Origin of the sequence: Microbacterium sp. 8M (assembly GCF_902506375.1) — a bacterium.
GTDB lineage: Bacteria > Actinomycetota > Actinomycetes > Actinomycetales > Microbacteriaceae > Microbacterium.
Genome location: NZ_LR733284.1, coordinates 570,119 through 596,036, shown reverse-complemented (window position 1 = coordinate 596,036; position 25,918 = coordinate 570,119). Strand labels below are relative to the sequence as shown.

General features: G+C 71.4%; 25 protein-coding genes and 1 pseudogene. 9 read left to right on the top strand and 17 right to left on the bottom strand.

What is annotated here, in order from left to right; genetic code table 11:
* Positions 1-17: 17 nt before the first annotated feature.
* The 3 genes from AERO9AM_RS02715 to AERO9AM_RS02705 form a co-directional block, all read right to left on the bottom strand.
* On the bottom strand, positions 18-1,070 hold the full coding sequence (locus AERO9AM_RS02715) for a hypothetical protein (protein ID WP_159574780.1): 1,053 nt from the start codon (positions 1,068-1,070) through the stop codon (positions 18-20).
* 71 nt (positions 1,071-1,141) lie between these two features.
* Positions 1,142-1,639, bottom strand: a complete 498-nt coding sequence (locus AERO9AM_RS02710) for a hypothetical protein (protein ID WP_159574779.1) — start codon at positions 1,637-1,639, stop codon at positions 1,142-1,144.
* A gap of 85 nt (positions 1,640-1,724) precedes the next feature.
* Positions 1,725-2,480, bottom strand: coding sequence for a DeoR/GlpR family DNA-binding transcription regulator (locus AERO9AM_RS02705; RefSeq protein ID WP_159574778.1), 756 nt, complete (start codon positions 2,478-2,480; stop codon positions 1,725-1,727).
* A gap of 47 nt (positions 2,481-2,527) precedes the next feature.
* Here AERO9AM_RS02705 and AERO9AM_RS02700 point away from each other — a divergent pair, with 47 nt between their 5' ends.
* The gene (locus AERO9AM_RS02700) at positions 2,528-2,899 is read left to right on the top strand and encodes a DUF4406 domain-containing protein (protein ID WP_201298565.1); all 372 of its coding nucleotides are present in this window, start codon (positions 2,528-2,530) and stop codon (positions 2,897-2,899) included.
* A gap of 186 nt (positions 2,900-3,085) precedes the next feature.
* Here the strand turns inward: AERO9AM_RS02700 and cydC are convergent, their stop codons facing one another.
* The 8 genes and pseudogenes from cydC to AERO9AM_RS02660 form a co-directional block, all read right to left on the bottom strand.
* Positions 3,086-4,717, bottom strand: coding sequence for a thiol reductant ABC exporter subunit CydC (gene cydC, locus AERO9AM_RS17670; RefSeq protein WP_201298684.1), 1,632 nt, complete (start codon positions 4,715-4,717; stop codon positions 3,086-3,088).
* 201 nt (positions 4,718-4,918) lie between these two features.
* Positions 4,919-6,601 (bottom strand): annotated as a pseudogene (cydD, locus tag AERO9AM_RS17665) (thiol reductant ABC exporter subunit CydD); the annotation flags it as partial.
* A 304-nt stretch (positions 6,602-6,905) separates the two neighbouring features.
* Positions 6,906-7,931 (bottom strand): cytochrome d ubiquinol oxidase subunit II, encoded by a 1,026-nt coding sequence (cydB, locus tag AERO9AM_RS02685; RefSeq protein ID WP_159574776.1) that lies wholly within the window; start codon positions 7,929-7,931, stop codon positions 6,906-6,908.
* A gap of 14 nt (positions 7,932-7,945) precedes the next feature.
* Positions 7,946-9,358: a cytochrome ubiquinol oxidase subunit I gene (locus AERO9AM_RS02680; RefSeq protein ID WP_159574775.1), complete on the bottom strand. Its 1,413-nt coding sequence runs from the start codon at positions 9,356-9,358 to the stop codon at positions 7,946-7,948.
* Complete coding sequence (locus tag AERO9AM_RS02675; RefSeq protein WP_159574774.1) at positions 9,345-10,121, bottom strand: helix-turn-helix transcriptional regulator; 777 nt, start codon at positions 10,119-10,121, stop codon at positions 9,345-9,347. The genes AERO9AM_RS02680 and AERO9AM_RS02675 overlap by 14 nt, the downstream gene beginning before the upstream one ends.
* Positions 10,122-10,242: 121 nt before the next feature.
* Entirely contained in the window at positions 10,243-10,515 is a 273-nt protein-coding gene (locus tag AERO9AM_RS02670; RefSeq protein WP_159574773.1) for a DUF6457 domain-containing protein, read from the bottom strand.
* A complete protein-coding gene (mobA, locus tag AERO9AM_RS02665) occupies positions 10,512-11,201 on the bottom strand; it encodes a molybdenum cofactor guanylyltransferase (RefSeq protein WP_159574772.1) in 690 nt (229 codons plus the stop codon). Before mobA ends, AERO9AM_RS02670 begins: the two co-directional genes overlap by 4 nt.
* A 53-nt stretch (positions 11,202-11,254) precedes the next feature.
* Positions 11,255-12,487 (bottom strand): molybdopterin molybdotransferase MoeA, encoded by a 1,233-nt coding sequence (locus AERO9AM_RS02660; RefSeq protein WP_159574771.1) that lies wholly within the window; start codon positions 12,485-12,487, stop codon positions 11,255-11,257.
* Positions 12,488-12,589: 102 nt separating this feature from the next.
* Here AERO9AM_RS02660 and radA point away from each other — a divergent pair, with 102 nt between their 5' ends.
* Positions 12,590-13,975 (top strand): DNA repair protein RadA, encoded by a 1,386-nt coding sequence (gene radA / locus AERO9AM_RS02655; RefSeq protein WP_159574770.1) that lies wholly within the window; start codon positions 12,590-12,592, stop codon positions 13,973-13,975.
* A gap of 168 nt (positions 13,976-14,143) precedes the next feature.
* Here the strand turns inward: radA and AERO9AM_RS02650 are convergent, their stop codons facing one another.
* The 3 genes from AERO9AM_RS02650 to AERO9AM_RS02640 all read right to left on the bottom strand — a co-directional run bounded on the left by AERO9AM_RS02650 (position 14,144) and on the right by AERO9AM_RS02640 (position 16,078).
* Positions 14,144-14,554: a dehydrogenase gene (locus AERO9AM_RS02650; protein ID WP_159574769.1), complete on the bottom strand. Its 411-nt coding sequence runs from the start codon at positions 14,552-14,554 to the stop codon at positions 14,144-14,146.
* Positions 14,555-14,847: 293 nt separating this feature from the next.
* The gene (locus AERO9AM_RS02645) at positions 14,848-15,516 is read right to left on the bottom strand and encodes a hypothetical protein (RefSeq protein ID WP_159574768.1); all 669 of its coding nucleotides are present in this window, start codon (positions 15,514-15,516) and stop codon (positions 14,848-14,850) included.
* A 61-nt stretch (positions 15,517-15,577) separates the two neighbouring features.
* A complete protein-coding gene (locus tag AERO9AM_RS02640; RefSeq protein ID WP_159574767.1) occupies positions 15,578-16,078 on the bottom strand; it encodes an amino-acid N-acetyltransferase in 501 nt (166 codons plus the stop codon).
* Between the two features lie 279 nt (positions 16,079-16,357).
* On the opposite strand from AERO9AM_RS02640, the gene AERO9AM_RS02635 reads away from it, so the two are divergent.
* Positions 16,358-16,651: a hypothetical protein gene (locus tag AERO9AM_RS02635; RefSeq protein WP_159574766.1), complete on the top strand. Its 294-nt coding sequence runs from the start codon at positions 16,358-16,360 to the stop codon at positions 16,649-16,651.
* A gap of 539 nt (positions 16,652-17,190) precedes the next feature.
* Here the strand turns inward: AERO9AM_RS02635 and AERO9AM_RS02630 are convergent.
* Positions 17,191-19,713: an ATP-dependent Clp protease ATP-binding subunit gene (locus AERO9AM_RS02630; RefSeq protein WP_159574765.1), complete on the bottom strand. Its 2,523-nt coding sequence runs from the start codon at positions 19,711-19,713 to the stop codon at positions 17,191-17,193.
* Between the two features lie 315 nt (positions 19,714-20,028).
* On the opposite strand from AERO9AM_RS02630, the gene AERO9AM_RS02625 reads away from it, so the two are divergent.
* Positions 20,029-20,670 carry a hypothetical protein gene (locus AERO9AM_RS02625; protein WP_159574764.1) on the top strand — a complete coding sequence of 214 codons (642 nt, stop codon included), beginning with the start codon at positions 20,029-20,031 and terminating at the stop codon, positions 20,668-20,670.
* The gene (locus AERO9AM_RS02620; RefSeq protein WP_159574763.1) at positions 20,667-20,906 is read left to right on the top strand and encodes a helix-turn-helix domain-containing protein; all 240 of its coding nucleotides are present in this window, start codon (positions 20,667-20,669) and stop codon (positions 20,904-20,906) included. Before AERO9AM_RS02625 ends, AERO9AM_RS02620 begins: the two co-directional genes overlap by 4 nt.
* 95 nt (positions 20,907-21,001) lie before the next feature.
* Here AERO9AM_RS02620 and AERO9AM_RS02615 read toward each other — a convergent pair whose 3' ends face one another.
* On the bottom strand, positions 21,002-21,388 hold the full coding sequence (locus AERO9AM_RS02615; protein WP_159574762.1) for a YbjQ family protein: 387 nt from the start codon (positions 21,386-21,388) through the stop codon (positions 21,002-21,004).
* A 106-nt stretch (positions 21,389-21,494) separates the two neighbouring features.
* On the opposite strand from AERO9AM_RS02615, the gene AERO9AM_RS02610 reads away from it, so the two are divergent.
* Entirely contained in the window at positions 21,495-22,754 is a 1,260-nt protein-coding gene (locus tag AERO9AM_RS02610; protein WP_236602453.1) for an LCP family protein, read from the top strand.
* A 381-nt stretch (positions 22,755-23,135) separates the two neighbouring features.
* Positions 23,136-24,572 carry a dicarboxylate/amino acid:cation symporter gene (locus AERO9AM_RS02605; protein WP_159574761.1) on the top strand — a complete coding sequence of 479 codons (1,437 nt, stop codon included), beginning with the start codon at positions 23,136-23,138 and terminating at the stop codon, positions 24,570-24,572.
* A gap of 177 nt (positions 24,573-24,749) precedes the next feature.
* Here AERO9AM_RS02605 and AERO9AM_RS02600 read toward each other — a convergent pair whose 3' ends face one another.
* Entirely contained in the window at positions 24,750-25,073 is a 324-nt protein-coding gene (locus AERO9AM_RS02600) for a MerR family transcriptional regulator (RefSeq protein ID WP_159574760.1), read from the bottom strand.
* A gap of 144 nt (positions 25,074-25,217) precedes the next feature.
* Between AERO9AM_RS02600 and AERO9AM_RS02595 the strand changes: the two genes are divergently transcribed.
* Positions 25,218-25,640, top strand: coding sequence for an Hsp20/alpha crystallin family protein (locus AERO9AM_RS02595; RefSeq protein ID WP_159574759.1), 423 nt, complete (start codon positions 25,218-25,220; stop codon positions 25,638-25,640).
* A gap of 33 nt (positions 25,641-25,673) precedes the next feature.
* Positions 25,674-25,892 (top strand): DUF2795 domain-containing protein, encoded by a 219-nt coding sequence (locus AERO9AM_RS02590; protein WP_159574758.1) that lies wholly within the window; start codon positions 25,674-25,676, stop codon positions 25,890-25,892.
* The last annotated feature ends 26 nt before the right edge of the window (positions 25,893-25,918 follow it).

The following is a 25,918-nucleotide window of genomic DNA, read 5'->3' as shown; positions in this document are numbered from 1 at the left end:
CTTCGTTCCTTGCCCCGTCACCAGGCCGCGGCGACCTCGGCGTGCGTGCGGAGGATGGCCTCCGTGGATCCGGCGGGCGCGCGGCCGATGCCGCACTCCGTCGCGACGCCGAACTCCCCGACGTGCGCCGAGGCGGCGGCGATGCGGCGCGCGGTGCCGGCGGGGCCGTCCTCGCGGTGCACGAGACCGAGGTACAGCTCGGTGCCCTCCCCCAGCGCGAGCGCATCGAGCGGCGCGAAGTACGCGTCGTCGTCGCGTTCGATCGGCACGGGCAGGTGCAGCCAGGTGAGCGGGCGGTGCACCGCGGCGATGACGGCGTTCGCGTAGCGGACGAGCGTTCCCGCATCGGCCGGCTCGATGAAGTGCCGCTCGGCGGCGTCGCCGTAGCAGAGGTGCACGCCGGCCTCGACGTCGGCAGGCACCGCGTCGATGAGCGCGACGAGCCGGGAGACGAGGCCGTCGAACGGGTCGCCCGGCCACCACGCCTCCATGACCTTCCCGTACCCGGCGGCGCGCTCGATGATGCCGATCTCGCTCGCCACGTCCCATTGGATCGCGAGGTCGGCGTGCGGGATCGCGGCGAGGATCTCGTCGAGCTCGCGCAGCATCGCAGCCGTGTACACGGGCTCGATCGCCGCGCGGTCGTCGCCGGAGAAGAACGACGCGATCACGGCGAGCGGCGTGGGCAGCGACACCTGGAAGCGCACGCCCTCGGCGATCACGCCCTCGTCGCGGAGCCGCCGGAAGATCTCGTACGACTCCCGCGCCGCGGCGGCGTAGCCGAGCGGAGGCAGCGCGATGGTCGCCGCGTCCACGCCCTCGGCGATCCGCAGGGGCCGGGCGTCCAGGCCCGCGCCGAACGGGATCCGCTCCGCGCCGACCCGCTCGATCCCCTCGGCCTGGCCGAGCACGTCCGGCTGGAACATGATCCAGTGGAACCGGATCCCGACTTCGCCGTCGGGGATGCGCTTGAGGCGCGGTCCGAGGATCTCCGCCGCGGTGCGCATCGTCGTCTCGGCGTCGTCGTAGTTCACGCTGCCGACGAGCAGCGCTCCGCGGGGGTTCGTCATGCTGAAAGCGTAGGGCGGTTCCCGAGCGTCCGTGCCCGGGTTTATGCGACCGACGCTGCTCGTGGCCGCGCTCAGGCGCGCGGGCGGCCGGCACCGGCGAACACGACCGTCGCCAGGGTCGCCCCGACGAGCAGCAGGATCCCGCCCGATCCCGGATGCGCCGACACGTTCCGCATGCCGACCCCCATCAGCACCAGCACGGCGAGTGCGCCGAGCACCCCGAGCACGCCGAGCAGCAGCCCGATCCCGCGCACCGTCCGGGGCATCCGTCGCATGCCTACGGCGAACAGCAGCGTGAGGACGAGCAGCGCCACCACGATCAGGAGCCCGATGAACCCTGCCCGGATGATCGGCCCCTGCGAACCCTCGCCCTCGAGAATCGCTGGATCCACGGCCGCGGCGTAGGCGGAGATCGGCCCCGACATCCCCTCCCCGAGAGGCACCTGCAGGAACGGCGCCCACTCGCCGGCGATGGTCAGCACGAGCGCGGGCGCTCCGAGCAGCAGCCACAGAACCCGGCGCCGCCGCGAGCCGGTCCGTGACGGCGCCGCGGGGGTCCGATCCGTCATGGCCGCCTCCGTTCGTCGCGGTCAGCTTATGCACGACCCCTCGGAGACCGAGGCAGACGCCGCGAGGTGTCGCTGATCGGGTCCGTCAGTCCGCCGCAATGAGCCGGACTCCGGCCTCCGTGAGCGCGCGGACGGTCGGGTCGTCGGCAGGCACGTCGGTCACGACCCCGGCGACCTCGTCCAGCGTCAGGACCCCGAACCGCGATGCCGCGCCGAGCTTCTCCTCGCTCGCCAGCACGAACGTCTCGGCGGCCCGAGCGGCGAGCGCGCGCTTCATGGCGGCCTCGTCCGGATCACCCGTGGTGAGCCCGGCCGTCGGATGCACGCCCGTGACGCCGAGCAGGAAGAGGTCGGCGCTGATCCGCTGCGCGGCCTCCATCGCCGCCGCACCGCAGGCGACGGCGGAGTGCTTGAACAGCTGTCCGCCGATGAGGAACACGTCCGCCGCGTGGTCGAGCAGGGCTGCGGCGATCGTCGGGCTGTGCGTGATGACCGTGCACGGCCTCTCGAGGGGCAGGGCCGCGACCACGGCGAGGGTCGTCGTGCCGCCGTCCAGGATGACGGTCGCCCCGGGCTCGATGAGTGCGGCGGCGGCGCGCGCCACCCGCTCCTTGCTCGCCGGCGAGACCGCGCCCCGACGACCGTAGTCGACGACGGCGGGTGACGCGGGGAGGGCGCCGCCGTAGACCCGCACCGCGAGGCCCGCCGCGTCGAGCTCACGCAGATCCCGGCGGATGCTGTCCTCGGACAGGCCGAGTTCTGCCGCGATCTCCTTGGCCACGAGACGTCCGTCGCGGTGGAGCCGCTCGAGCAGCATCTCCTTGCGGGCCGCAGCAAGCATTCCGATTCCTTCCGATTCATGCACGTTTCTGCTGTATTGTACCCGATATGACGAAACCACTGATGATCCTCATCGCCGGCCCCTACGCTTCGGGCACCGGAGGCGACCCCGGACTCATGGCGAAGAACCTCGCCCGGCTCGAAGAAGCCGCGTGGCCCATCTTCCGCGCCGGCCACATCCCGATGATCGGCGAGTGGGTCGCTCTGCCCGTGCTGTCGAGCGCGGGCGCGACGGGTCCCGGCGATCCGCTCGCCGCCGACGTGATGTACCCGACCGCAGAACGACTGCTGCAGCACTGCGACGCCGTGCTGCGCCTGCCCGGCGAATCCCGCGGGGCGGACCAGGACGTCGCGATCGCCGAGGGCCGCGGCATCCCCGTCTACCGGCGCCTCGACGAGGTGCCCGGCATCGCGGCCTGACGCCCGGGATCCGGCCCGCGGGTTCGCTCCCCGCGCCGGGTCCCTCCGCCGGTGTGCCGCCCTCCCCCGGCGCACGGCCTCCCCGGCGCACCGGGCTCCCCGGCGCACAGGCCCTCCAGCGCCCCGGGCTCCCCCGGCGCGCGGGCCCTCCCCGGGACGCGCACCCGCGCGTCGGGCGAGGCGGCTCTAGCCCGCGACGGGCAGGATCCGACCCGCGTCGAGCCGCACCGTGCGATCAACCGTGCCGGAGGGCGGCGCCACGTGCGAGACCAGGATCACCGTCTGTCCTTCGGTGGCGCCGAGGAGGTCGCGCAGCAGCGCGTCGGAGGCGTCGGGATCCACCCCTGCGGTCGGCTCGTCGAGCACGAGCACGGGGAAGCCGCGCAGCACCGCCCGGGCGAGTGCGATGCGCTGCGCCTGGCCGCCCGACACGAGGGCACCCCGCTCGCCCACCCGGGCGTCCAGCCCGCCCCGCTCGCGCACCCACGCGCCGAGCCCGACGCGGTCGAGCACCGCGAGCAGCTCCGCATCGGTCGCGGTCTCGCGCGCGAAGAGCAGGTTCTGGCGGATGTCCTCGTCGAAGAGCATCGGATCCTGCTCGCACAGCCCCACGTGGCGGCGCAGCTCGGGTCCGGCGATGCGCGCCGCGTCCTGCTCGCCGATCCGGTAGGAGCCCTCGCTGCGCAGGAAGCCGACGAGTACCGCCGCGAGCGTCGACTTCCCCGCACCGCTGGATCCGGTGACGAGGATCCGCTCCCCCGGCGCGACGTCGAGGTCGAGGCCCTGCAGCGCGGGCCCCGACGCCCCCGGCCACGTCGCCGTCACGCCACGCAACCGCACAGCTCCGTCGTGGATCCGTCCCTCGCCGTCATCGTCGCGCACCTCGGGCGGCACCGCGGCGGGCAGCACCGCGTGGATCCGCTCGGCGCTCGCGCGCACCCCGCGCCAGGCCGAGGCCGCCTGCGGCACCGCGGAGAACACGTCGAACACGGCCATCGGCAGCAGCACGGCGACGGCGAACCACGGCGCGTCCACGGCGCCGCCGGGCTGCCCCGGGACCGCGAGGGCGAGGGCCGCGATCGACGCCGCACCCGCGGCCAGCGAGACCACGGCGGACGACAGGGCCTGCGCGGCAGCGGCGCGCGTGACGGTGCGCCGGAGGGCGTCGTCGGCGGCACGGATCCGCTGGCGCGCCGCAGGTTCGGCGCCGTAGGCCTGCAGCACGTCGAGGGCGGTGAACTCGTCGACGAGGGCGCCGGCGAGGTCCGCCCGGTCGCGGCTCAGCGTGCCCTCCGCGCGGGCGCCGACGACGCCGCCCAGCACCACGGCGCCGACGACGGCGATCACGAGGCAGACGGCGAGGGCGAGGGCGGCCGTCGGGGCGATGAGCGCCAGCACGCCGATCGACACGACCGCGACCACGCCGCCGGTGAGCAGCGGCTGCACCACGCGCAGGGGCAGGTTCTGCAGGTTCTCCACGTCGTCGACGAGGGCGGCGAGCACGGCGCCGCGGTCGGTGGATCCGAGCCCCGCCGGAGCGAGCGGCGTGAGCCGGCGGACCACGGCGGCACGCAGGTCGGCGAGACGCCCGAGCGCGGCGTCGTGTCCGGCGAGACGCTCGAGGTACCGGGTGACCGCACGGGTCACCGCGAAGAACCGCACCCCGACGATGGCGACCGACAGGGGCACCAGGTTGTCCACGAGCGACGCGGTGACGATGAGCCAGCCGCTCACGAGCAGCAGGCCCACGGCCGCCGCGGCCGACGCGATGCCCGCCAGCACGGCCGGGGCGAACCGGCGCGCCCGCGGCATCGCCATCCGCAGGATCCCCCTAGCCGAGGAGGGAAGGTCGGGAATCGGGTCATCCCCTCGTTCAGGTCGCACTTTCTGCTCTTCCGGACGTGCGGGAAGAGCAGAAAGTGCGACCTGAACGGGGGTGGATCCGGTTTCATGGGCCGCGGGCGCCCCAACGGCGGCGGCCGGGAGCACCGGGCCCGGATCGCCGATCCGCACCACCTGGTCCGCGATCGCACGGGCGGTAGGCCGGTGCGACACCAGCAGCACCGTCGCTCCGTCGTCGGCGACGCGGCGGATCGTCCGCCAGAGGCGCTCCTCGGTGGCCGCATCGAGGGCGCTGGACGGCTCGTCGAGCGCGAGCACACGTGCCCCGGATCCGAGCCGGTACAGCGCGCGGGCCACCGCGACGCGCTGCGCCTGCCCACCGGACAACCCCGCGCCCTGCACGCCGAGCTCCTGCTCCGGGTCAAGATCCGCCGCCGCAGCATCGGCGAGGGCGGCGCGCACGCCGGCGACGTCGGGCGCGGGGTCGCCGAGGGCGACGTTCGCGGCGACCGTCCCGCGGATCAGCCCGGGGCGCTGGCCGGCCCAGGCGAGCCACGACGCCGGATCCGGATCCGCGCCGCCCGCCCCCCGGAGGCCGTCGCCCGTCCCCTCGACCCCGTCGCCTGCCTCCCGGACGCCGTCGCCTGCCCGGTCGACGCGGATCGCCCCGTCGTAGCCCGCGGCGCCCCGCAGCGCGGCGAGCAGACTGGACTTGCCGGATCCGCTGCGCCCTTCGATCAGCGTGACGGTCCCCGGCTCGGCGGTGAACGAAACCGGCGGCAGCGCCCTCTCCCCGTGCCGCACCGAGACCTCGTCGACGGCCAGCCGGATCCATCCTGTTTCGAAGCGCGCAAATGGCTGCATCTCGGGCGAAGTTGCAGCCATTTGCGCGCTTCGAACGGGGGAAGGAGCCGCCGGATCCGCGTCGAGGATCTCGAAGACGTCCTCGGTCGCGGCCACGCCCTCCGCCGCGGCGTGGAACTGCACGCCCACCTGGCGCAACGGCAGGAACGCCTCGGGCGCGAGGAGGAGCACGAACAGCCCGACGCCGAGGCCCAGCTCGCCGTTCAGCAGCCGCAGACCGACCGACACTGCGATGATCGCGACGGCCAGCGACGACAGCAGCTCCAGGGCGAAGCCGGACAGGAACGAGTACCGCAGCACGCGCATGGTCTCGCGGCGGTACTGCTCCGCGGTCTCCCGCATGCGGGCGGCGGCGCGGCGCTCCCGCCCGAACAAGCGCAGGGTCGCCAGCCCCTGCACGGTGTCGGCGAACCGCGCCGCCAGCGTCTGCAGCACGGCGAGCTGCCGGCGCTGCACGCCGCGGGTCGCGAGCCCGATGAGCACGAGGAACAGCGGGATCAGCGGCAGGGTGACGGTCGCCGCGAGGCCGCTCGGCCAGTCCTGCCACCACATCACGGCCACGAGCACCGGCGTCGCGATCGCGGTGAGCACGAGCTGCGGGATGTAGCGGGCGAAGTACGGATCCAGCGCATCCAGCCCGTGCCCCGCGGTCACGGCGAGCGCGGCGCGGTTGCGGCTGCCCAGCCAGCCAGGGCCGCGACGGGCGATCGCGTCGATCAGCGCGGCCCGGAGCTCGCGCCCCGTCTGTGCGGCAGCCCGGGCGCCCCACGCCTCGGAGACCCACAGCAGCACGGCACGCACGAGCACCACGAGCGCGAGCCACGGCAGCTGCGGGAGCGGGGAGCGCCCATCGGCGACCGCGGTGATCCCCGCCGCGAGCAGCCCGGCGAACGCGAGGGTGACCGCGGTCTGGACGAGGGCGATGCCGGCGGACACCGCGAGGTACGCACGGGCGGCGGGCGCCCAGCGCAGCAGCCGCGGATCGATCGGCTTCATCGGATCACCGCGCACATCGTGGACCGTGAAGGGAGCACCGCGCCCTTCGTCTCGCTGCGCTCGCTCAGGGACCGAGCAAGGCCACGTCCCTTCGACAGGCTCAGAGACCGAGAAACCGTCGGGCTCAGGGACCGAGCCGGGCCACGTCCCTTCGACAGGCTCAGGCACCGACAACCCGACGGGCTCAGGGACCGAGCAAGGCCACGTCCCTTCGACAGGCTCAGGGACCGACAACGCGACGAACTCAAGGACCGGCGGCGAACCGGTCCCTGAGCGAGCCGAAGGCGAGACGAACGGCGGAGCGTCATGCGTGCGCGGGCGCGGCCTCGATCGTCGACCGGCGCACGCGCTTGCGGAACACCCAGTACGTCCACGCCTGGTAGGCGAGCACGATCGGCATCGCGATCAGCGCGGTCCAGCTCATGATCTGCAGCGTGAGCGGCGTGCTCGACGCGTTCTGGATGGTCAGCGAGTTCGCCGGGTCCATGGTCGACGGCAGCACGTTCGGGAACAGCGCCGAGAACAGCATGAGCACGGCCGTGAGGATCGTCACCACCCCGGCGGCGAACGCCCAGCCGTCCCGACTCCGCAGCGACAGGATGATCGACGCGATGAGGAACACCGCCGCCACGGCGCCGAGGACGATCACCGCGCCCAGCAGCGAGGGCCGTCCCGCGGCGATCACGATCGTCCACACCACGGTTCCCGCCGCGGCGAGCACCGTCGGAAGGGCCGCCGTGCGGGCCACGCGCCGGGCGCGCTCGTGCACCACGCCGTCGGTCTTCAGCGCGACGAAGTACAGCCCGTGCAGGAAGAACAGCAGCAGCGTGGTGACGCCGACCAGCAGCCCGTACGGGTTCAGCAGGTCGAACACCGTCCCCCGGAAGATGTGCCGCTCGTCGAGCGCCACGCCCTGCACGATGTTGCCGAAGGCGACACCCCACAGCAGCGCGGGCACGGCGGATCCGATCACGATCATCGTGTCGAAGCGACGGCGCCAGCGCGGGTCGTCCTTCTGGTGGCGGTACTCGAACGAGACGCCGCGCAGGATGAGGGCGAGCAGGATCAGCAGCAGCGGCAGGTAGAAGCCGCTGAACAGGGATGCGTACCACTCCGGGAACGACGCGAACAGGCAGGCGCCCGCCACGATCACCCAGGTCTCGTTGAGGTCCCAGACGGGGCCGATGGTGTTGATCACCTGGCGGCGGGACACGTCGTCCTTGCCGAGGAACGGCAGCGACATGCCTACGCCGAAGTCGAAGCCGTCGAGGACGAAGTAGCCCACGAAGAACAGGGCGACGATCCAGAACCAGAGCGTGGCGAGATCCATGTCCGTCTCCTTCCTCAGTACACGACCGACGGGACCGGTGCGTCCTCGTCATGCTTCTCGGTGGTGTCGGGCCCCTTCTGGGCGGCCCGGACGATGAGCCCGACCTCGACGACCGCGAGAGAGGCGTAGATGAGCGTGAAGGCGATGAGCGAGATGAGCACCTCGACACCGCTCACCCCCGGCGAGACGCCGTTCTTGGTCGTCATGAGACTGAACACGATCCAGGGCTGCCGGCCCATCTCCGTGAACACCCAGCCGACGATGTTGGCGCCGAGCGCGAGCGGGAACGACCAGATCGCGATCTTCCACATCCACGGCGCCGGCGGCTTCTTGGCGCTCTTGCGCGTGATCCACAGGCCGACGAGGGCGATGAAGGCGTGCAGCAGGCCGAGGCCGATCATCCAGCGGAACGCCCAGTACGTGATCCACAGCACAGGGGTGAACTCGGTGAGCCCCGTCGAGGCGAACTGCTGCGCGTACTGCGCGTTGAGGTCGTTGATGCCCTCGACGCAGCCGTTCAGCTCGTGCGTCGACAGGAACGCGAGCAGATACGGCACGCGCAGCGACCAGATCTCCCCGGTGCCGTCGGGCGTGCCGATGGAGAACAGGGAGAACGAGGCGTCCGCCCCGCAGCTGGAGTTGAACATCGCCTCGGCGGCGGCCATCTTCATCGGCTGGGTGCTCACCATCGCGAGCCCCAGCTGGTCGCCGGAGAGGACGACGCCGGCCGTCGCGACGAGCATGCCCCACAGGCCGAACTTCAGCGCCGGCCGCAGCGTGTCGACGTGCTGCCCGCGGGAGATGTGCCAGGCCGAGACCGAGATCACGACACCGGTGGCGAACATGAGCGCGCCGAAGATCGTGTGCGGGAACGCGGCGAGCGCGACCTTGTTGGTCAGCAGCGCCCAGAAGTCGGTGAGCTCTGCGCGGTTCGTCGCGGCGTTGTAGGTGTAACCGACCGGGTTCTGCATGAAGGCGTTCGCGGCGATGATGCAGTACGCCGACAGGATCGTCCCGATCGCGGTGCCCCAGATCGTGGCCAGGTGTACCTTCTTGGGGAGCTTGTCCCAGCCGAAGATCCACAGCCCGATGAAGGTCGCCTCGAGGAAGAACGCGAGCAGACCCTCGAACGCGAGCGGGGCGCCGAACACGTCGCCGACGAAGCGCGAGTAGTCCGACCAGTTCATGCCGAACTGGAACTCCTGCACGATGCCGGTGACCACGCCCATGGCGAAGTTGATGAGGAAGATCTTCGCGAAGAACCGGGTGAGGTGCAGGTACTCGATCTTCCCGGTGCGCACCCACGCCGTCTGGAAGATCGCGGTCACCGTCGCCATGCCGATCGTGAGCGGCACGAAGAGGTAGTGGTAGACGGTCGTCAGCCCGAACTGCCATCGGGAGAGGACGAGGGGATCAAGCCAGTCCATGCGCGACGCCTCCTGCGTTCATGTCGGATCCTGCGTTCGTGTCAGATCCTGCCGTGGATCCAGCCGTGCCGGATCCAGCCGTCAGGTCGGATCCAGCCGTGCCGGATCCAGCCGTGCTCGATCCGGCCGTGCTCGATCCTGCCGTGCCCGATCCGACGCGGAGAAGCTCGACGGTGCACTCCTCCGGCCGCTCGGTCGTGCGCACGCAGCCCGCAGCGAGCGGGCCGCCAGCCTGCGCCAGCACACCCTGCATGAGGCCGAGGTGCACCTGGCACAGCACCGGCCGGTGCTCGGGGCGGGCGGCCGCGTGCGGGCACGGGGTCAGCTCGACCGTGAGGCGCTCCTCGTCGATCACCGGCTCGAAGCCGCTCTCCTCGAGATGCTCGACGAGGGCGTCGAGCTGGTATGTGGCGCTCTGCCCGAGTACGGACGGGTCGGTGCGCAGCATACGGCGCAGCAGGTCGCCGCGCCGTGCGGCGTCGCCCGCCTTCTGCTTCGCGACGGGGCTGGTCGCCCCGGGCGCGCCCGTGGCCGCGCTGTACAGCACGCGGGGCCGCCCCCGGGTCGTGCGGTGTTCGGTGGCCTGGACGACGTAACCGCCCTCGATCAGGCGCTGCAGGTGCTCGCGTACGGTGTTCGGGTGCAGCCCGGTGGCCTCGCACAGCTCGCCGATCGTGCGCTGGGACCTCGACTGCACGAGATGCAGGATCCGCACTCGCGAGAAGCTGGAGATCGGCCCGCAGACGGGCCCGGCGCTGGCCATGGCTCCATACTGGCATCGGCGGTGCACGCCGATGCGTCGCAGGGCCGTGAATAATGCCCGTCGTGATAGGAGCTTCGGATCGCGACCATGCGGATCGCGGATCCTCGTCCCGCGACGTCGTCTAGTCGGCCCGGTGGGCCTGCGCGAGCTCGGAGATCACCGACACGACGGCGCGCACATCGCCGGGGCTGCCGCCCGCACGGCCGGCGACGAGCCCGGCCACGAACGCGCTGAACGGCGCGGCGGGGCGGGCGACGCCGTTCGCGACATCGCGGGCGAGGTCGAGGATCAGGGCGATCGGCAGGTCCTCCTCGGCCAGGCCGAATCGTTCGCGCAGTTCGGCCGCCCAGCCGTCGAGAGCCTCCGGGGGCAGGGTGCGATCGTTCTCGGTCATGAGGACTCCTCTGATCGTGGGGCGGATCCGGCGACCTCGGCGCGGGCGCGTTCCAGGTCGTCGGGGGTGTCGATGTCGGCCGTGGTCCCATCCTCGTCCGGGACCCAGCGGATCGGAAGCCCGCCGAGCAGCGCCCGGCACGAGGCGCCGTCGACACGGTCGAGCGCGGCGAGGGCGTCCCGCACGGCGGCGGCCCGGTAACGCCCGGCGAGCCATTGCGGCTGCCCGTCGGCGCGGAACGCGACGGCGTCGACGGGATCCGCGGTGAGATCCGCTTCCGCGAGGCGTGCGATCACGGCCTCCGGGCGGGCGAGGTCCCCGGCGAGGAGCAGGAACTCCGCCACGCCGGCGAGCTCGGGGCGTGCCAGGGCCGCCGCGAGCGCCGCGACCGGTCCGCCGAACGGCGGCTCCTCGCGCACCCACGACAGCACCTCCCCCTCAGGCCCGGCGTCGGACGCCCCGCGCTCCGGGGCGTCCCCCACCGCGACGACCGGCGTGATCCCCCGCTCGGCGAGTGCGGCCCGCGTGCGGTCCCACGGCGTGGAGCCGCCGAGCGCGAGCAGGTGCTTCGCCGCGCCGCCCATCCGGCGGGCGCGGCCGCCTACGAGCACGACCGCGGCCACGGACGCGGGTGCCGGCGAGCCCGCGGATCCGGGTGCAGGCTCGCGCGCGGGTGCGGACGCCATGCCCGAGGACTCAGGTCCCGGGAGACCCACGGATCCGGATCCGGCCATGACGCTCAGTCCAGCTCCATCACGTCGACGAGGTCGCCCACCCGCACCTCGTCGACCTCGGCCAGCACCACGGCGAACGCCGTCGCCGCGCCGAGCCCCACGCTCAGGTGCGAACCGGATCCGCCGCGCGTCGCCGGCACGACCGCGCCGTCCACGATCGCGGCGGGCAGGTACTGGCGCCGCCCCGGGGGCGTGCGCCAGGCGGCGCCGGCCGGCACGCGCCGCAGCGGCCGGAACACCTCGGTGCGCCCCTGCAGCCGCAGCAGTGCCGGGCGCACGAAGACCTCGAACGAGACGGCGGCACTGACCGGGTTTCCGGGGAGGCCGAACAGCAGCACGCCCTCCGGCGTCACCCCGAAGCCCTGAGGCTTGCCCGGCTGCATCGCCACGGGCCCGAACTCCATCGTGCCGGCGAGGCTCTGCCGCACCGGCTCGTAGGCGCCCGCGCTCACCCCGCCCGAGAAGATCACGACGTCGGCGCCGAGCCGCGCGGCCCGCGCGACGACCTCCGCGGGACCGTCGCCCTCGTCCCGCACGACGGTGCGCAGCACGACCTCCGCACCGGCCTCGGCGGCGAGCCCCGACAGCAGCAGCGAGTTCGACTCCGGGATCTGACCGCGCTCCAGCGTCGTGCCCGGCGGCACCAGCTCGGATCCGGTCGAGACGACCACCACGCGCGGGCGGGGCGCGACCGGCACCTCGGCGACGCCGACCGACGCGAGCGCAGACAACTGCCGCGGGCCGAGCAGCGTGCCCGCCGGGAGCACCACCGCGCCCGCGGCCGCGTCCCCGCCGGCTCGCCGCACGTGCACGCCCTCGGCCTGCGGAGCGCGCCGCACCACAGCGGTCTGCAGGGAGTCGGCCAGCCCGCCGGCCGTGTCCTCGAAGGGCACCACGGTGTCCGCCTCGGTCGGCAGCGCGGCGCCCGTCATGATGCGCACGGCGCAGCCCGGTACGACAGCCGGGTCGTCGGGGCTGCCCGCAGGAAGATCCGCGGTGACGCGCAGGGTGACCGGGGCGTCCTCGGTCGCATCGGCGACGTCCGCGAACCGCACCGCGAAGCCGTCCATGGCGGAGTTGTCGAACGCCGGCACGGGGTTCGAGGCGCGCGCGTCCTCGGCGAGCACCCGCCCGCCCGCCTCGGCGACCGGCACCGTCTCCGCGGCGCGCTGACGCACTGCGGCGAGCACCCGCTCCTGCTGCTCCTCGACCGTGCGGTACGTGCTGCCGTGCCCCATGCGCGCTCCCTCGTCTGTGCTTCCGAGGCTACCGGCCGGCGCGGCGACGCAACGAGGACGGTCGCCGCCGCCGCTGTCCGCGGCCCCGGCTAGCCTTGCTCCATGGCCTCCCGGAAACCCTCCGCCCCTGCGTACGTGTGCACCGAGTGCGGCTGGACGACGGCGAAGTGGGTGGGGCGGTGCGGTGAGTGCCAGCAGTGGGGCACGGTCGTAGAGCAGGCGGCGCAGACCGGCATCGTGCGTCGGGTCGAGGCGACGGCTCCCGCGGCGGGGCGGCAGGCGCGCCCGATCACGGCGCTCACGTCCAAGGAGTCGCCGCGGCGTTCCAGCGGTGTGGGCGAGTTCGACCGCGTGCTGGGCGGCGGCATCGTGCCGGGCGCGGCGATCCTGCTCAGCGGCGAGCCGGGCGTGGGCAAGTCGACGCTGCTGCTCGAAGTGGCCGCGGCCGCCGCCCGCGCCGGACGGCGGGTGCTGTACGCGAGCGGCGAGGAGTCCACCGCGCAGGTGCGGCTGCGCGCCGAGCGCACCGGCGCGCTGCACGACGAGCTGTACCTGGCCGCCGAGACGGATCTCGGCACCATCCTCGGCCACATCGACGAGGTCTCCCCCGAGCTCGTGATCGTCGACTCGGTGCAGACGGTCGCGTCCGCGCTGTCCGACGGAGCCGCCGGGCAGCCCGCGCAGGTGCGCGAGGTCGCCGCGGCTCTCATCCGGGTGGCGAAGGAGCGCGATCTGCCGATCGTCATCGTCGGCCACGTCACCAAGGACGGCCAGGTCGCCGGACCCCGGATCCTGGAGCACCTCGTCGACGTCGTCTGCCACTTCGAGGGCGATCGGCAGACGTCGCTGCGTTTCATCCGGGCGCTGAAGAACCGGTTCGGGCCGACCGACGAGGTGGGCTGCTTCGAGATGACCGGATCCGGGATCGCGGAGGTGCCGGATCCGTCGGGACTGTTCCTCTCCCGCGGCGCGCCGGATCCTGGCACCTGCGTGGCGATCGCCCTCGAGGGCCGCCGGGCGATGCCGGTGGAGGTGCAGGCGCTCACGATCGCGACGCAGGCGCCGAACCCGCGTCGCATCGTGAACGGCGTCGATTCCTCGCGGGTGGCGATGGTGCTGGCGGTGCTGGAGCGGCGACTGAACATCAAGACCAGCGACAAGGACGTGTACGTGTCGACCGTCGGCGGGGTGCGGTTCACCGAGCCGGCGGCCGACCTGGCGATCGCCCTCGCGGTGGCCGGAGTCGTGCTGAACCGCGCGATCCCGCGCACGCTCGCGGCGATCGGCGAACTGAGCCTCGCCGGCGAGGTGCGCCCGGTGTCCCAGGCGGCTCAGCGCCGGGCCGAAGCCGCGCGCCTGGGCTACCGGCATGTGATCGATGACGGCTCACCGAAGCTCGAGGACGCGCTCCACAAGGTGCGCAAGCTCTTCCTCGCTCCTCCACGCCCGTTCCCCGTCGACCGCCTCGACGACGTTCCCGCGTTCTGACTCGGATCCCCGTCCGAGCCCGGCCACGCTCTCGCCTGGTCCGGCACCGCACGCGCCGGGCCGCGACTCCTGGCACGCCCGGCCCCGCCGCGTACGTGAGACTCCGCGTTCCGCCTGCGACTCACGCCTTGCGCGGGAGCCTCGGCCGAGAAGTGGAGTCGCGGAAGGTCACGCTTCCAGGGCGCGCAGCAGCTCGGCCGGCGGGGCCTGCATCGGATGCGGGCCCGCGATGTCCAGGAAGACCGTCGTGATCACCTCGCGGTGCGCGGTGAGGAACGAGCGCAGCCACGCGGGCGAGTAGATGCCGACGCCGGGAGGAAGGTTGGCGGGCTTGTTCTTCGCATCGCTGAACAGCAGCAGCGCGACGTCACCCGTGGCCGGATCCCGGTAGGTCCACACCTCGCCGCCGTCGAGCGGATTGTCCCGGGCGCCAGGGCGGATGAGCGGCACGACCGTGTTGCCGTTGCGCAGAGCGAGGGCGACGGCGGCCATGTCCTGCTTCTCGAGCGCCTGAGCGAGGGCCTCGGAACGGAAGTCCGAGGCGGCAGGAGCCTTCTTCTTCGACTTCTTCGCGGCCATCGTTCCAGCTTACGAGACGGCCGCGACCGCGCCGACCGGGAGTGCTGCGCCCGGAAACGAGAGGAGGACCCCTTCGTCCATCGCTTGGGGACAGATGACGAAGAGGTCCTCGCGTCTTCGAGGACGGACGACGATGCGCTGGGGACGCTGAGATGTCGAGCCACTGGGGATGGCGACCCGTCACGATGTCGAAGACTTCCTCTATGGTATCCCAGACGGCCGTCAGGATCGACCGTTTCTCATCAGTTCTGCAGGTTTCCCGCGCCCCGCGCGCGTCGCCGGCACCGGGAGAGTCAGTTGAGCAGGAACTGCTGCGGGTTGGTGCTCGTGAACCCGCCGATCTCCACGGTCAGCCGGTAGGCCGCGCCACCACCCGGTGCTCGCTGCCGGTCCGTCGCCTCGCAGGTGTCGACGCTGGATCGCGTCCGGTCCCACACCACCGGCGTCGAGCTGGTGATCGTCGCGCCCGCCTTGATGGTCTGGATCGCGTCGCTCGGGGTCTGCTGACAGTCGGTGGAGCGCCACCAGGTGTCGCTGCCGCTGGTGATCGTGAACACCTGCGTGGACGTGCCGACGTTCATCGTGCAGTCCTTGGCGCTGCTGTTGGTCAGTGAGATGGACAGCTGCGGGTTCTCGTCGGCCGAGTAGGTGTCGTGGTCGGTGACCGCCGTCACCTGCACCTGGCCCGCGGTGCACGGCACGGGGCCTGCGTCGGGCGTGCTCGTGGGCGTGGGTGTCGCGCTGGGATCCGCGCTCGCGTCGGCGGTCGGATCCGGGGTGGCGGGCGGCGTGCCGGCCTTCGGCGCGGAGGTCGACGGGCTCGGCGTCGGCGCCGGTCCGGATCCGCCGCGGGCCACCAGCGCCCACACGAGCGCGCTCAGCAGCGCCAGCACGACGATGACGATCCCGAGCGCCACGATCCGGCGTCGACGATAGACGGCGGCGGACTGGCGAGGGGTCATGCTTCCAGGTTATGCGGCGCGCCCTGCCGGATCCTGGACGGCACCCCGCGCGACGGCAGGGTCACAGGTGCTTGAGCATCCGGGTGTTGCCCAGCGTGTTCGGCTTCACGTGCGCGAGGTCGAGGAACTCCGCGACGCCCTCGTCGCCGCTGCGCAGCAGCTGGGTGTACACGTCCGGATCCACGACCTGCTCGCCGATCGGCGCGAAGCCGCGGCGCTCGAAGAAGGCGACCTCGAACGTCAGGCAGAACAGCCGGCTGAGGCCGAGGATCTTGGCGTGCGCCTCGAGCTGATCCACGATCGCCCGGCCGACGCCGTGATGCTTCCACTCGTCCTTCACGAGCAGGGTGCGCACCTCTCCGAGGTCCTCCCACATCACGTGCAGGGCGCCGCAGCCGATGAGCTCGCCGTCGGCCTCGGCGACCACGAACTCCTGCACGGCGCCGTAGAGCACGGCGATGTCCTTACCGAGCAGGATCCGTCGCTCCACGAGCGGCTCCAGCAGCGTGTAGATGCCCTGGACGTCACCGGCCCTCGCGGGCCGGACGAGGTAGTCGCTCATCCCCCCAGCCTACGGCGTGCGGCCGTTCCGGAGTGGTGGCGGGCCGCGTCGTCGACTGCTCGCGGTTCGCGGCACGGCCGGGGTTCTGCTATCGTGAGGGGTTGCGCGCCTGGCCCGCCGACGTCTCTTCGGCGCCGCGCCACCCCGGTCCCTGAAGATCTCGAGGACCGCCCGCCCCGGAGTGACATCCGCGATCCGCACCGATGCGTGGTCGCGCGTCCGGGCCGGAACCCGTTTTCCCGGCTGCCCTGCGGCCGGAGCACCTGAAGAAGCATCACCATGAACATCACCTGGAAACAGGCCGATCACGACGTGTACGTCGCGACCACCGACGGCGAGTACGCCGGCTTCGTGGCCGTCGACGGCACCGGCCACGTCCTGCACGATCGGCACAGCCGCCGCCTCGGCAGCTATCCGTCCCTCTCCGCCGCGCGTAGCGCGCTGGAGTCCCTCGGCGCGTCCCGCGGCGCGTTGGAGCCTTTCGGCACGTCTGCCGGATCCGGGGCGACGGCACGTCGCCCGCGCCGTTCCGCCCGCGACCGGCGCCGCCCGTCCGCCTCGCGGAGCCGCTGAGGCCGATACCGTTCCTGAGCGAGCGCAGCGCCCCTCGGTCCCTGAGCGAGCGCAGCGTCCCTCGGTCCCTGAGCGCGACCGGCGTCCGCCTCGCGGAGCCGCTGAGCCCCGGACTCTGAGCGAGCGCAGCGCCCCTCGGCCCCTGAGCGCGACCGGCGTCCGCCGGTCCCTGAGTCGTTGGGCCCGCTGCGTCCGAAAGATGGATTTCGTCGCTCCGGCGCTCGCGCGAGCGACGTTTTCCATCTTCGGGATCCACTCCTAGGCCTCGCGGGATGAATGACGTCGCCCCGAGGACGCCGCGAGCGACGTTTTCCCTCTCACCGGCCCCGCCGGGAGCGAGCACGGCCCGGCCCCGCCCACCCGCGGGCGCCTGGGGCGAGCGCAGCGAGACGAAGCCCCCTGACACGCGAGAGGGGCGAGTGCCGAAGCACCCGCCCCTCTCTGCGAAGCCGGATCCGAACCGAAGCCGGATCCGATCCGAAGCCGGACCCGAACCGAAGCCGGATCCGAACCGAATGTCGATCCGGATCAGGATCCGATCAGGCTCCTGCCGCCAGGTCCGGCGTGGTCGGGATGGTTCCGGCGGTGTTCACGCCGACCGAGACCTTCTCCCCGCGCGGACCGGTGGTGAAGACGAACTTCCCGTCCACGGCATCCACGTGCACGTGGTCGCCCGGGTTGAGCTCGCCGTGCAGGATCTTCTCCGACAGCTGGTCCTCGACCTCGCGCTGCATCGCACGGCGCAGCGGCCGGGCGCCGAGCGTCGGGTCGAAGCCCAGCTCGATGAGGCGGTCCTTCGCGGCGTCCGTCAGCTCCACCGTCATGTCGCGGTCGAGCAGGCGGTCGCTCAGGCGCTTCGTGAACAGGCCCACGATCTGACGCAGCTCGTCCTTGTTCAGCTGCGGGAACACGATGACGTCGTCGAGACGGTTCAGGAACTCGGGCTTGAAGTTGCGCTTGAGCTCCTCGTCGACCTTGCCCTTCATCCGCTCGTAGGTGCTCTGCGCGTTGCCCTCGATTTGGAAGCCGACCGGACCACCGGCGATCGCCGACGAACCGAGGTTCGTCGTCATGATGATCACGGTGTTCTTGAAGTCGATCACGCGGCCCTGGCCGTCGGTGAGACGACCCTCCTCGAGGATCTGCAGCAGCGAGTTGAAGATGTCCGGGTGGGCCTTCTCGATCTCGTCGAAGAGCACCACGGAGAACGGCTTGCGGCGCACCTTCTCGGTGAGCTGGCCGCCCTCCTCGAAGCCGACGAACCCGGGAGGGGCACCGAACAGCCGCGAGACGGTGTGCTTCTCGCCGAACTCCGACATGTCGAGGGAGATCAGGGCGCCCTCGTCGTCGAACAGGAACTCGGCGAGCGCCTTGGCGAGCTCGGTCTTTCCGACGCCCGTGGGGCCGGCGAAGATGAACGAGCCCGAGGGGCGCTTCGGGTCCTTGAGGCCGGCGCGCTGACGACGGATCGTCTTGGACAGGGCGGCGATCGCCTCCTCCTGGCCGATGACGCGCTGGTGCAGCGCCTTCTCCATGAAGACGAGACGGCTGGACTCCTCCTCGGTGAGTTTGAACACCGGGATGCCCGTGGCCTGGGCCAGCACCTCGGCGATCAGGCCCTCGTCGACGACCGCGTTGGTCGCAACGTCGCCCGAGCGCCACTGCTTCTCCAGGCGCAGCCGCTCGGCGAGCAGCTCCTTCTCCTGGTCGCGCAGGGCGGCGGCCTTCTCGAAGTCCTGCTCCTCGGAGGCCTGCTCCTTCTCCTCGCGCACCTTCGCGATCTTGTCGTCGAACTCGCGCAGCTCCGGCGGCGACGACAGGATCGACAGGCGCAGGCGGGCGCCGGCCTCGTCGATCAGGTCGATGGCCTTGTCCGGAAGGAACCGATCCGACACGTAGCGGTCGGCGAGGTTCGCCGCGGCGACGAGGGCGCCGTCGGTGATCTGCACCTTGTGGTGCGCCTCGTAGCGGTCGCGCAGGCCCTTCAGGATGTTGATCGCGTGGGGCAGGCTCGGCTCGTTGACCTGGATCGGCTGGAAGCGGCGCTCGAGGGCCGCGTCCTTCTCGAAGTGCTTGCGGTACTCGTCGAGCGTGGTGGCGCCGATCGTCTGCAGCTCACCGCGGGCGAGCAGCGGCTTCAGGATCGACGCGGCGTCGATCGCGCCCTCGGCGGCGCCCGCACCCACGAGGGTGTGGATCTCGTCGATGAAGACGATGATGTCGCCGCGCGTGCGGATCTCCTTGGTGACCTTCTTCAGGCGCTCCTCGAAGTCTCCGCGGTAGCGGGATCCGGCGATGAGGGATCCGAGGTCGAGCGAGTAGAGCTGCTTGTCCTTCAGCGTCTCGGGCACGTCGCCCTTCACGATCGCCTGAGCCAGGCCCTCGACGACGGCGGTCTTGCCGACGCCGGGCTCGCCGATCAGCACCGGGTTGTTCTTGGAGCGGCGGGACAGGATCTGCATGACCCGCTCGATCTCCTTCTCGCGCCCGATCACCGGGTCGAGCTTGCCTTCGCGCGCGGCCTGGGTGAGGTTGCGCCCGAACTGGTCGAGCACCTGCGACCCCTGCGCGGCCTGCTGGGCGTTGTCGTGCGCGGCGCCGGAGACGGCGGCGGGCTCGCGCCCCGGGGATCCGGAGAGCATCTGGATGACCTGCTGGCGCACCTTGTTCAGGTCGGCGCCGAGCTTGACCAGCACCTGGGCGGCGACGCCCTCGCCCTCGCGGATGAGGCCGAGGAGGATGTGCTCGGTGCCGATGTAGTTGTGGCCGAGCTGCAGCGCTTCGCGCAGGCTCAGCTCGAGCACCTTCTTCGCGCGCGGCGTGAAGGGGATGTGGCCGGTCGGCTGCTGCTGGCCCTGGCCGATGATGTCCTGCACCTGCTCGCGCACGGACTCGAGGGAGATGCCCAGCGACTCCAGTGCCTTTGCCGCGGCTCCCTCGCCCTCGTGGATGAGGCCGAGGAGGATGTGCTCGGTGCCGATGTAGTTGTGGTTGAGCATCTTCGCCTCTTCCTGGGCGAGGACGACGACACGACGGGCTCGGTCTGTGAATCTCTCGAACATGTCACTCCTTGTTCGTTGCCCGTGGTGCGGGCGATGGCACAGTTCGTGCCGGATACATCGAGAGTAACGACCGCACGAGAGCCGGACGCCGTTGTTCGCCGTGGGCTGACCCCTGCGACGGATCGTGACGGACCGGGCCCCTGAGCCGGTCGAAAGGACCGCTCCGGGCCCTGAGCCCGTCCAAGGGTAGGGACCCATGGCACGTTCCGGTCGCGGAGCTTGTCGAAGGGTGCGGATCCCTCCACCTTGACGCCCTTATCGACTGTCGTTATGTTAACGAACATCGATAACAACGATCCTCGATAAGGAGCGGTCATGACGATCCACGACACGACGACAGGGCCGAGGCGTCGGCGACTCGGCGAGGGCTTCGTCCTCGGCCTCATCGCCACGGGAGCCGTCAGCGTGGCGATCGCCGCGGTCATCGCGATCGTGCTGCGGGCGATCGACCTGTTCGGCCCCGCGGTCACGATCCCGCTCCCCTTGCACGACGGGGGTTCCGTGCCCGAGCTCGACGACGTGCCGGAGGTGCTCGCATCGAGCTATTCCGCCGCCTCAGTGACGGTCGGCGGCCTGCCCGCGGGCGCGCGCTGGCTGCTGGTCCTCGAGGGCGCTCTGCCGGCGCTCGCCACCGTCGGGGTCTGCGTCGTGGCGTGGTGGCTCGGCGTCTCGCTGATCCGGGCGCGCCCGTTCCGGCGGTCGATGTCGACGGCGATCGGTGTCGCGGCGATCCTCGTTTTGGCGGCGGGGCTGCTGGGCCAGCTGTCGGGAGCGCTCGGGCGCTCGATCGCCGTCGATCACCTGGCGGCGGGCGATCCCGGGGTGCACAAGATCCTGTGGCCGTTCCTTGCGGAGATCGGCCTCGCACCGGTCGGCTGGGGGTTCGCGCTCGCCCTCATCGCGACCGCCTTCCAGCTGGGCTCGCGCCTGCAGAAGGACACGGAGGGGCTGGTGTGACACCGGCGGCTGCAGACGAGGACGGCGCCGGGATCCACTGCCGCCTCGACGAACTCCTCGCCGCCCGCGGGATGACCCTCACGCAGCTGAGCGAGATGGTCGGCGTGAGCATCGTGAACCTGTCCGTGCTGAAGAACGACCGGGCGCGCGCGATCCGGTACTCCACGTTGCGCGCGATCTGCACCGCGCTCGACTGCGAGGTCGGCGATCTCCTCGTGCTCGCGCCGACCGACTGACAGCCGCCTCTCGCACCGTTCTCAGGCCGGATGGAACGTCCGGGGCCGGAAAGGCACCGAAGCCGGCCGGTCGCGACGTTCCCGCCTGAGAACGGTCAGGCCGCAGGCGGAGCCGGCGGGGCGGGCTGCGCCGGTGCCGGCGGGGCCGCCTGCGCGGTGGGCGCGGCGATCGGCTCGATCAGCACCGCGGTGCCGTAGGCGCACATCTCGCTGAAGCTGCCGAGGGATCCGGAGTCGAAGCGCATGGCGATCACGGCGTTGGCCCCGCGCTGCACGGCTTCGGCCCACATCCGGTTCATCACCTCGTAGCGGCTCTCGTACATGAGCTTCGTGAACTCGGGGATCTCGCCGCCGCCGAGGGCCCGGAATCCGGCGGTGAACCCCTGCCCGAAGTTCGTCGATCGCACGGTGAGGCCCATCACCTCGCCGAGCACCTGGGTCACGCGGTAGCCGGGAACGTCATTGGTCGTCACCATGAACATGCGCTCATCGTGACACGGCGCGTGGATCCGGCGCATCTCTCTTCCCGGAATCCGCACAGGTGGGCGCGAGAGGCTCGAAGTCCGCCGACAGAAACGGATCCGGACGATGACGATGACCCCGCAGCACGCCGCCCGGCGCCGCATGTACCGACGACGCCGCTGGATCGTGGGGATCGTCGCGGTCATCGTGCTCGCGCTCATCGCTGCGGCGGCGTTCGCCGTGATCACGTACGTGGATGCGAACAACGGGATCCGCCGCTCGTCCATCGCCGGAGTGACCGGCCCGAAGCAGAACACGGGCGAATCGAACATCCTGATCATGGGGCTGGACAGCCGCGTGGATGTGAACGGCAAGCCGTTCCCGCAGGCGATCTACGACCAGATCCACGCGGAGGACGCGTCGGTCGGCGGGTACAACACCAACGTGCTGATGCTCATCCACATCCCCGCGAACGGCGGCAAGGCCGTGGGCATCTCGATCCCGCGCGACGACTACGTGGACTTCCCGGATGCGCCGGGCGGCGTCGAGAAGGGCAAGATCAAGGAGGCGTACGGCGATGCCATGAACGCGTCGCTGCAAGGGCTCTCCGACAAGGGTGTGCCGGAGGCGGACGCGTATCAGCAGGCGCGGACGGCCGCTCGGCAGAGCACGATCAAGACGGTGTCGGAATTCCTCGGCGGGGTGCGGATCGATCATTTCGTCGAGGTGACGATGGCCGCGTTCTACGAGGTGGCCGAGGCGGTGCAGCCGATCACGGTGTGCTTGAACCACGCGACCGCCGACACGTTCTCGGGCGCCGACTTCCCCGCCGGCGTGCAGCAGCTGAACGCAGCGCAGTCGATGGCGTTCGTGCGGCAGCGTCGCGACACCACGTCGAGCGATTTCGAGCTGACGGATCTGGATCGGACGCGTCGTCAGCAGGCGTTCATCGTGTCGCTGGCGGTGAAGCTCAGGCAGGCGTCGACGTTCACCGACTTCGGCAAGCTGCAGAAGCTCATCGATGTGGCGAAGAAGGATGTCGCCATGGACGACGATCTGGATCTGCTGTCGTTCGCTCAGCAGGCGCAGAGTCTGGCCGGCGGCAACATCTCGTTCGTGACGCTGCCGATCGATCACTTCGACACGGTCGACGGTCAGGACGTGAACATCGTCGACGTGGATGCGATCCGCGCGCAGGTGCACGATCTGCTGAACCCGCCGACGGCGACGCCGACTGCTTCTCCGACGCCGTCGGCTTCCGGATCCGGTTCGCCGTCTTCGGGTTCTGGGTCTTCCGGGTCGTCCGGTTCAACGCCGGCGCCGCACCCGGTCTACACGGATTCGTCGACGCCGCTGCAGTCGGGGAATGTCCCCTGCGTGAACTGAGCCCTCCGGCACCCTGAGCCTCCCAGCCCCTGAGCCCGTCGAAGGGACCGTGCCCGGCCGCCGCGCACTCCGGTCCCTGAGCCCGTCGAAGGGCCGTCGCGCATCGCTCCCGGCGTGCACCGCACCTTGCCTCGCACGGCCGCCGTGAGAGGCGGCGCGCGAGCCGACATCGGGGCGGCGCGTTCGTAACGATGCCAGCGCCCTTCGTCTCGCCTGCGGCTCACTCAGGGACCCACGGATCGTCATCCTTCGTCATAGCCGCGAATGGAATACCAGCGGACTCATAGCGTTGAAGACATCCGGCGCTACGGCGCCCATCGTCCCGGCGCGCACCGCGCCGATCCTCCCCGGCGCACCCCAGCGCACCGACTTGGAGTCCTCATGAGCACCACCACCACCGCACGGCGCCCGAAGGCGCCGGACACGCGCGGACCCGTCCGCAAGCTGCTGACGTCGTTCGGCTTCCAGATCATCGCCGCACTCGTGCTCGGCATCGCCGCGGGCCTCATCGGCCGCCAGCTCGGCGCCACGCACGACAACCACACGGTGCTGTCCGACACGCTCGACAAGATCGGCGGCTCGTACGTCACGCTGCTGCGCGCAGCAGTGGTGCCCCTCATCTTCACCGCGATCGTCGCGAGCATCTCCAACCTGCGCCGCGTGCAGAACGCCGCGCGCCTCGCCGGCCAGACCCTGCTCTGGTTCGCGATCACCGCGTTCATCGCCGTGTCCATCGGCATCGTGCTCGGCATCACCATCCAGCCGGGCGCGCACGCGGGCACCGACCTCGCCAAGGGCGCCCCGCCCACCGTCGGCACCTGGTGGAACTTCCTCCTCGGCCTCATCCCGCAGAACTTCCTGGGCCTCGCGGTGAACACCACCGCCGGCCCTGCCGAGGGCACGTTCGTCTCCGGCGTGAGCTTCAACATCCTGCAGGTCATCGTCGTCGCGGTCGCCGTCGGCATCGCGGCGCTCAAGGCGGGCCGTAAGGCCGAGCCGTTCCTCGCCTTCACCGAATCGCTGCTCAAGGTCATCCAGCGCGTGCTGTGGTGGATCATCCGCATCGCCCCGATCGGCACGTTCGGCCTGATCGGATCCGCCGTCATCAACTACGGCTGGGACAAGCTCACCTCGCTCGCCTGGTTCACCGGCGCCATCTACCTCGGCCTGGCCCTGGTGCTGTTCGTGGTCTACCCGATCCTCGTGAAGACCCACGGCCTCTCCATCAAGCAGTACTTCTCCGGTGTGTGGCCCGCCGTGCAGCTCGCGTTCGTGAGCCGCAGCTCGATCGGCACGCTGCCCCTCACCGAGCGCGTCACCGAGCGCAACCTCGGTGTGCCCCGCGGCTACGCCTCGTTCGCGGTGCCGCTCGGCGCCACCACCAAGATGGACGGCTGCGCCGCGATCTACCCGGCGCTCGCCGCGATCTTCGTCGCGCAGTTCTTCCACATCGACCTGAGCATCATGCAGTACGCGCTGATCATCATCGTCTCGGTGGTCGGATCCGCCGCGACCGCCGGCACCACCGGTGCGATCGTGATGCTGACCCTCACCCTGTCGACCCTGGGCCTGCCGCTCGAGGGCGTCGGCCTGCTGCTCGCCATCGACCCGATCCTCGACATGGGCCGCACCGCGGTCAACGTCGCGGGCCAGGCCCTGGTGCCGACGATCGTCGCCAAGCGCGAGGGGATCCTCGATCTCGACCTCTACAACGCGCCCCGCAACGGTCTGCCGTTCGCCGAGGACATCGAGGACGAGGCACCCGAGGCCGCGGAGTCGGCCGCCGACGAGGCTGCGGTCGGGTCCGCGGCGCGCTGACGCTCCTCTCCTATACGAGGCCCTCGGATCTGTCGGGATCCGGGGGCCTCGTGTTGTATATGGCTGCCGGCGACGCCCGTCCCTTCGACAGGCTCAGGGGCCGGGCTTGGCCCCTCGTTCGGTCCCTTCGACAGGCTCAGGGACCGAGGCGGGGCGGATCCGCCTGGCCCTGAAGCCTCAGGCCTGCTCGGACGCGCGGCGGCGCAGTTCGGCGCTCTCCGCGCGCTCGGCCGCGAGCTCGTCCCGCAGGCCGGCGTTCTCGTCCTCCAGGGCGAGCACCCTCCCGATCCCCGCGATGTTCATGCCCTCGTCCCGCAGGCGGGCGACACGCTGCAGGCGGGCGACATCGTCGTCGCTGTACCGGCGCGTGCCCCCGTCGCTGCGGGCCGGGGTCAGCAGGCCCTTCTGCTCGAGCAGCCGCAGGCTCGCCGCGTTCATGTCCGCGAGCTCCGCAGCCACGGCGATGCCGTACACGGGGGTCGTGGAATCGCGCTCTGCCATGCGGGGTCTCCTCAGCACTTGCAACTTTCCAAACACTGGTCTATAACAAATCTACACCTTCAGATGCAGATCCTGCATCCTCGTGCAGCTCCTGCATCCTCACAGACCGCACGCCCTCACGGGCCGCACAGGAAAGGAGTAGACATGACCCTCGGTTTCGATCCTCTCAGCCAGCTCGATCGCTTCGCAGCAAGCGTGTTCGACTCGCCGCGCGCGCTCCGGCGGATGCCCGTGGACCTGTACCGCGACGGCGACCGGTACGTGCTGCACGCCGACATGCCGGGCGTCGACCCGGGCTCCATCGACGTCGATGTCGACGGCGGGCAGCTCTCGATCCGCGCCCAGCGCACCATGGGCGGACAGGACAATGTCCGCTGGTTCACGCGCGAGCGCGACGCGGGCTCGTACCTCCGGCAGTTCGCCCTCGGTGACGGCGTCGACCTCGACGGGATCAATGCCTCATACGACAACGGCGTCCTCACGGTGATCATCCCGGTGAGCGAGCGCGCCAAGCCGCGCCGCATCGCGGTGCAGTCTCTGGACCAGCAGCAGCAGATCGACGCCTGACCGCGATCTGCCCACCACGAGAGGAGAAGAGAGATGGTGCTTCCATCCACACTCGACCGGTTCCTCGCGGGCATGGAGTACCCGGCGTCGCGGGACGACCTGATGCGTGAGGCCCTGCACGACGGCCTCGCCCTCGCCGACCGCGACCTGCTCAGCACCCTGCCCGACGGCACCTACAGCGCCCGCTGGCACGTGCGCCACGCGCTGTCCCGCGCCGGGAGCGCGTTCGAGCGCGTCCCCGCGATGGCCTGAGCGCGTCCCCGCGATGGCCTGAGCGC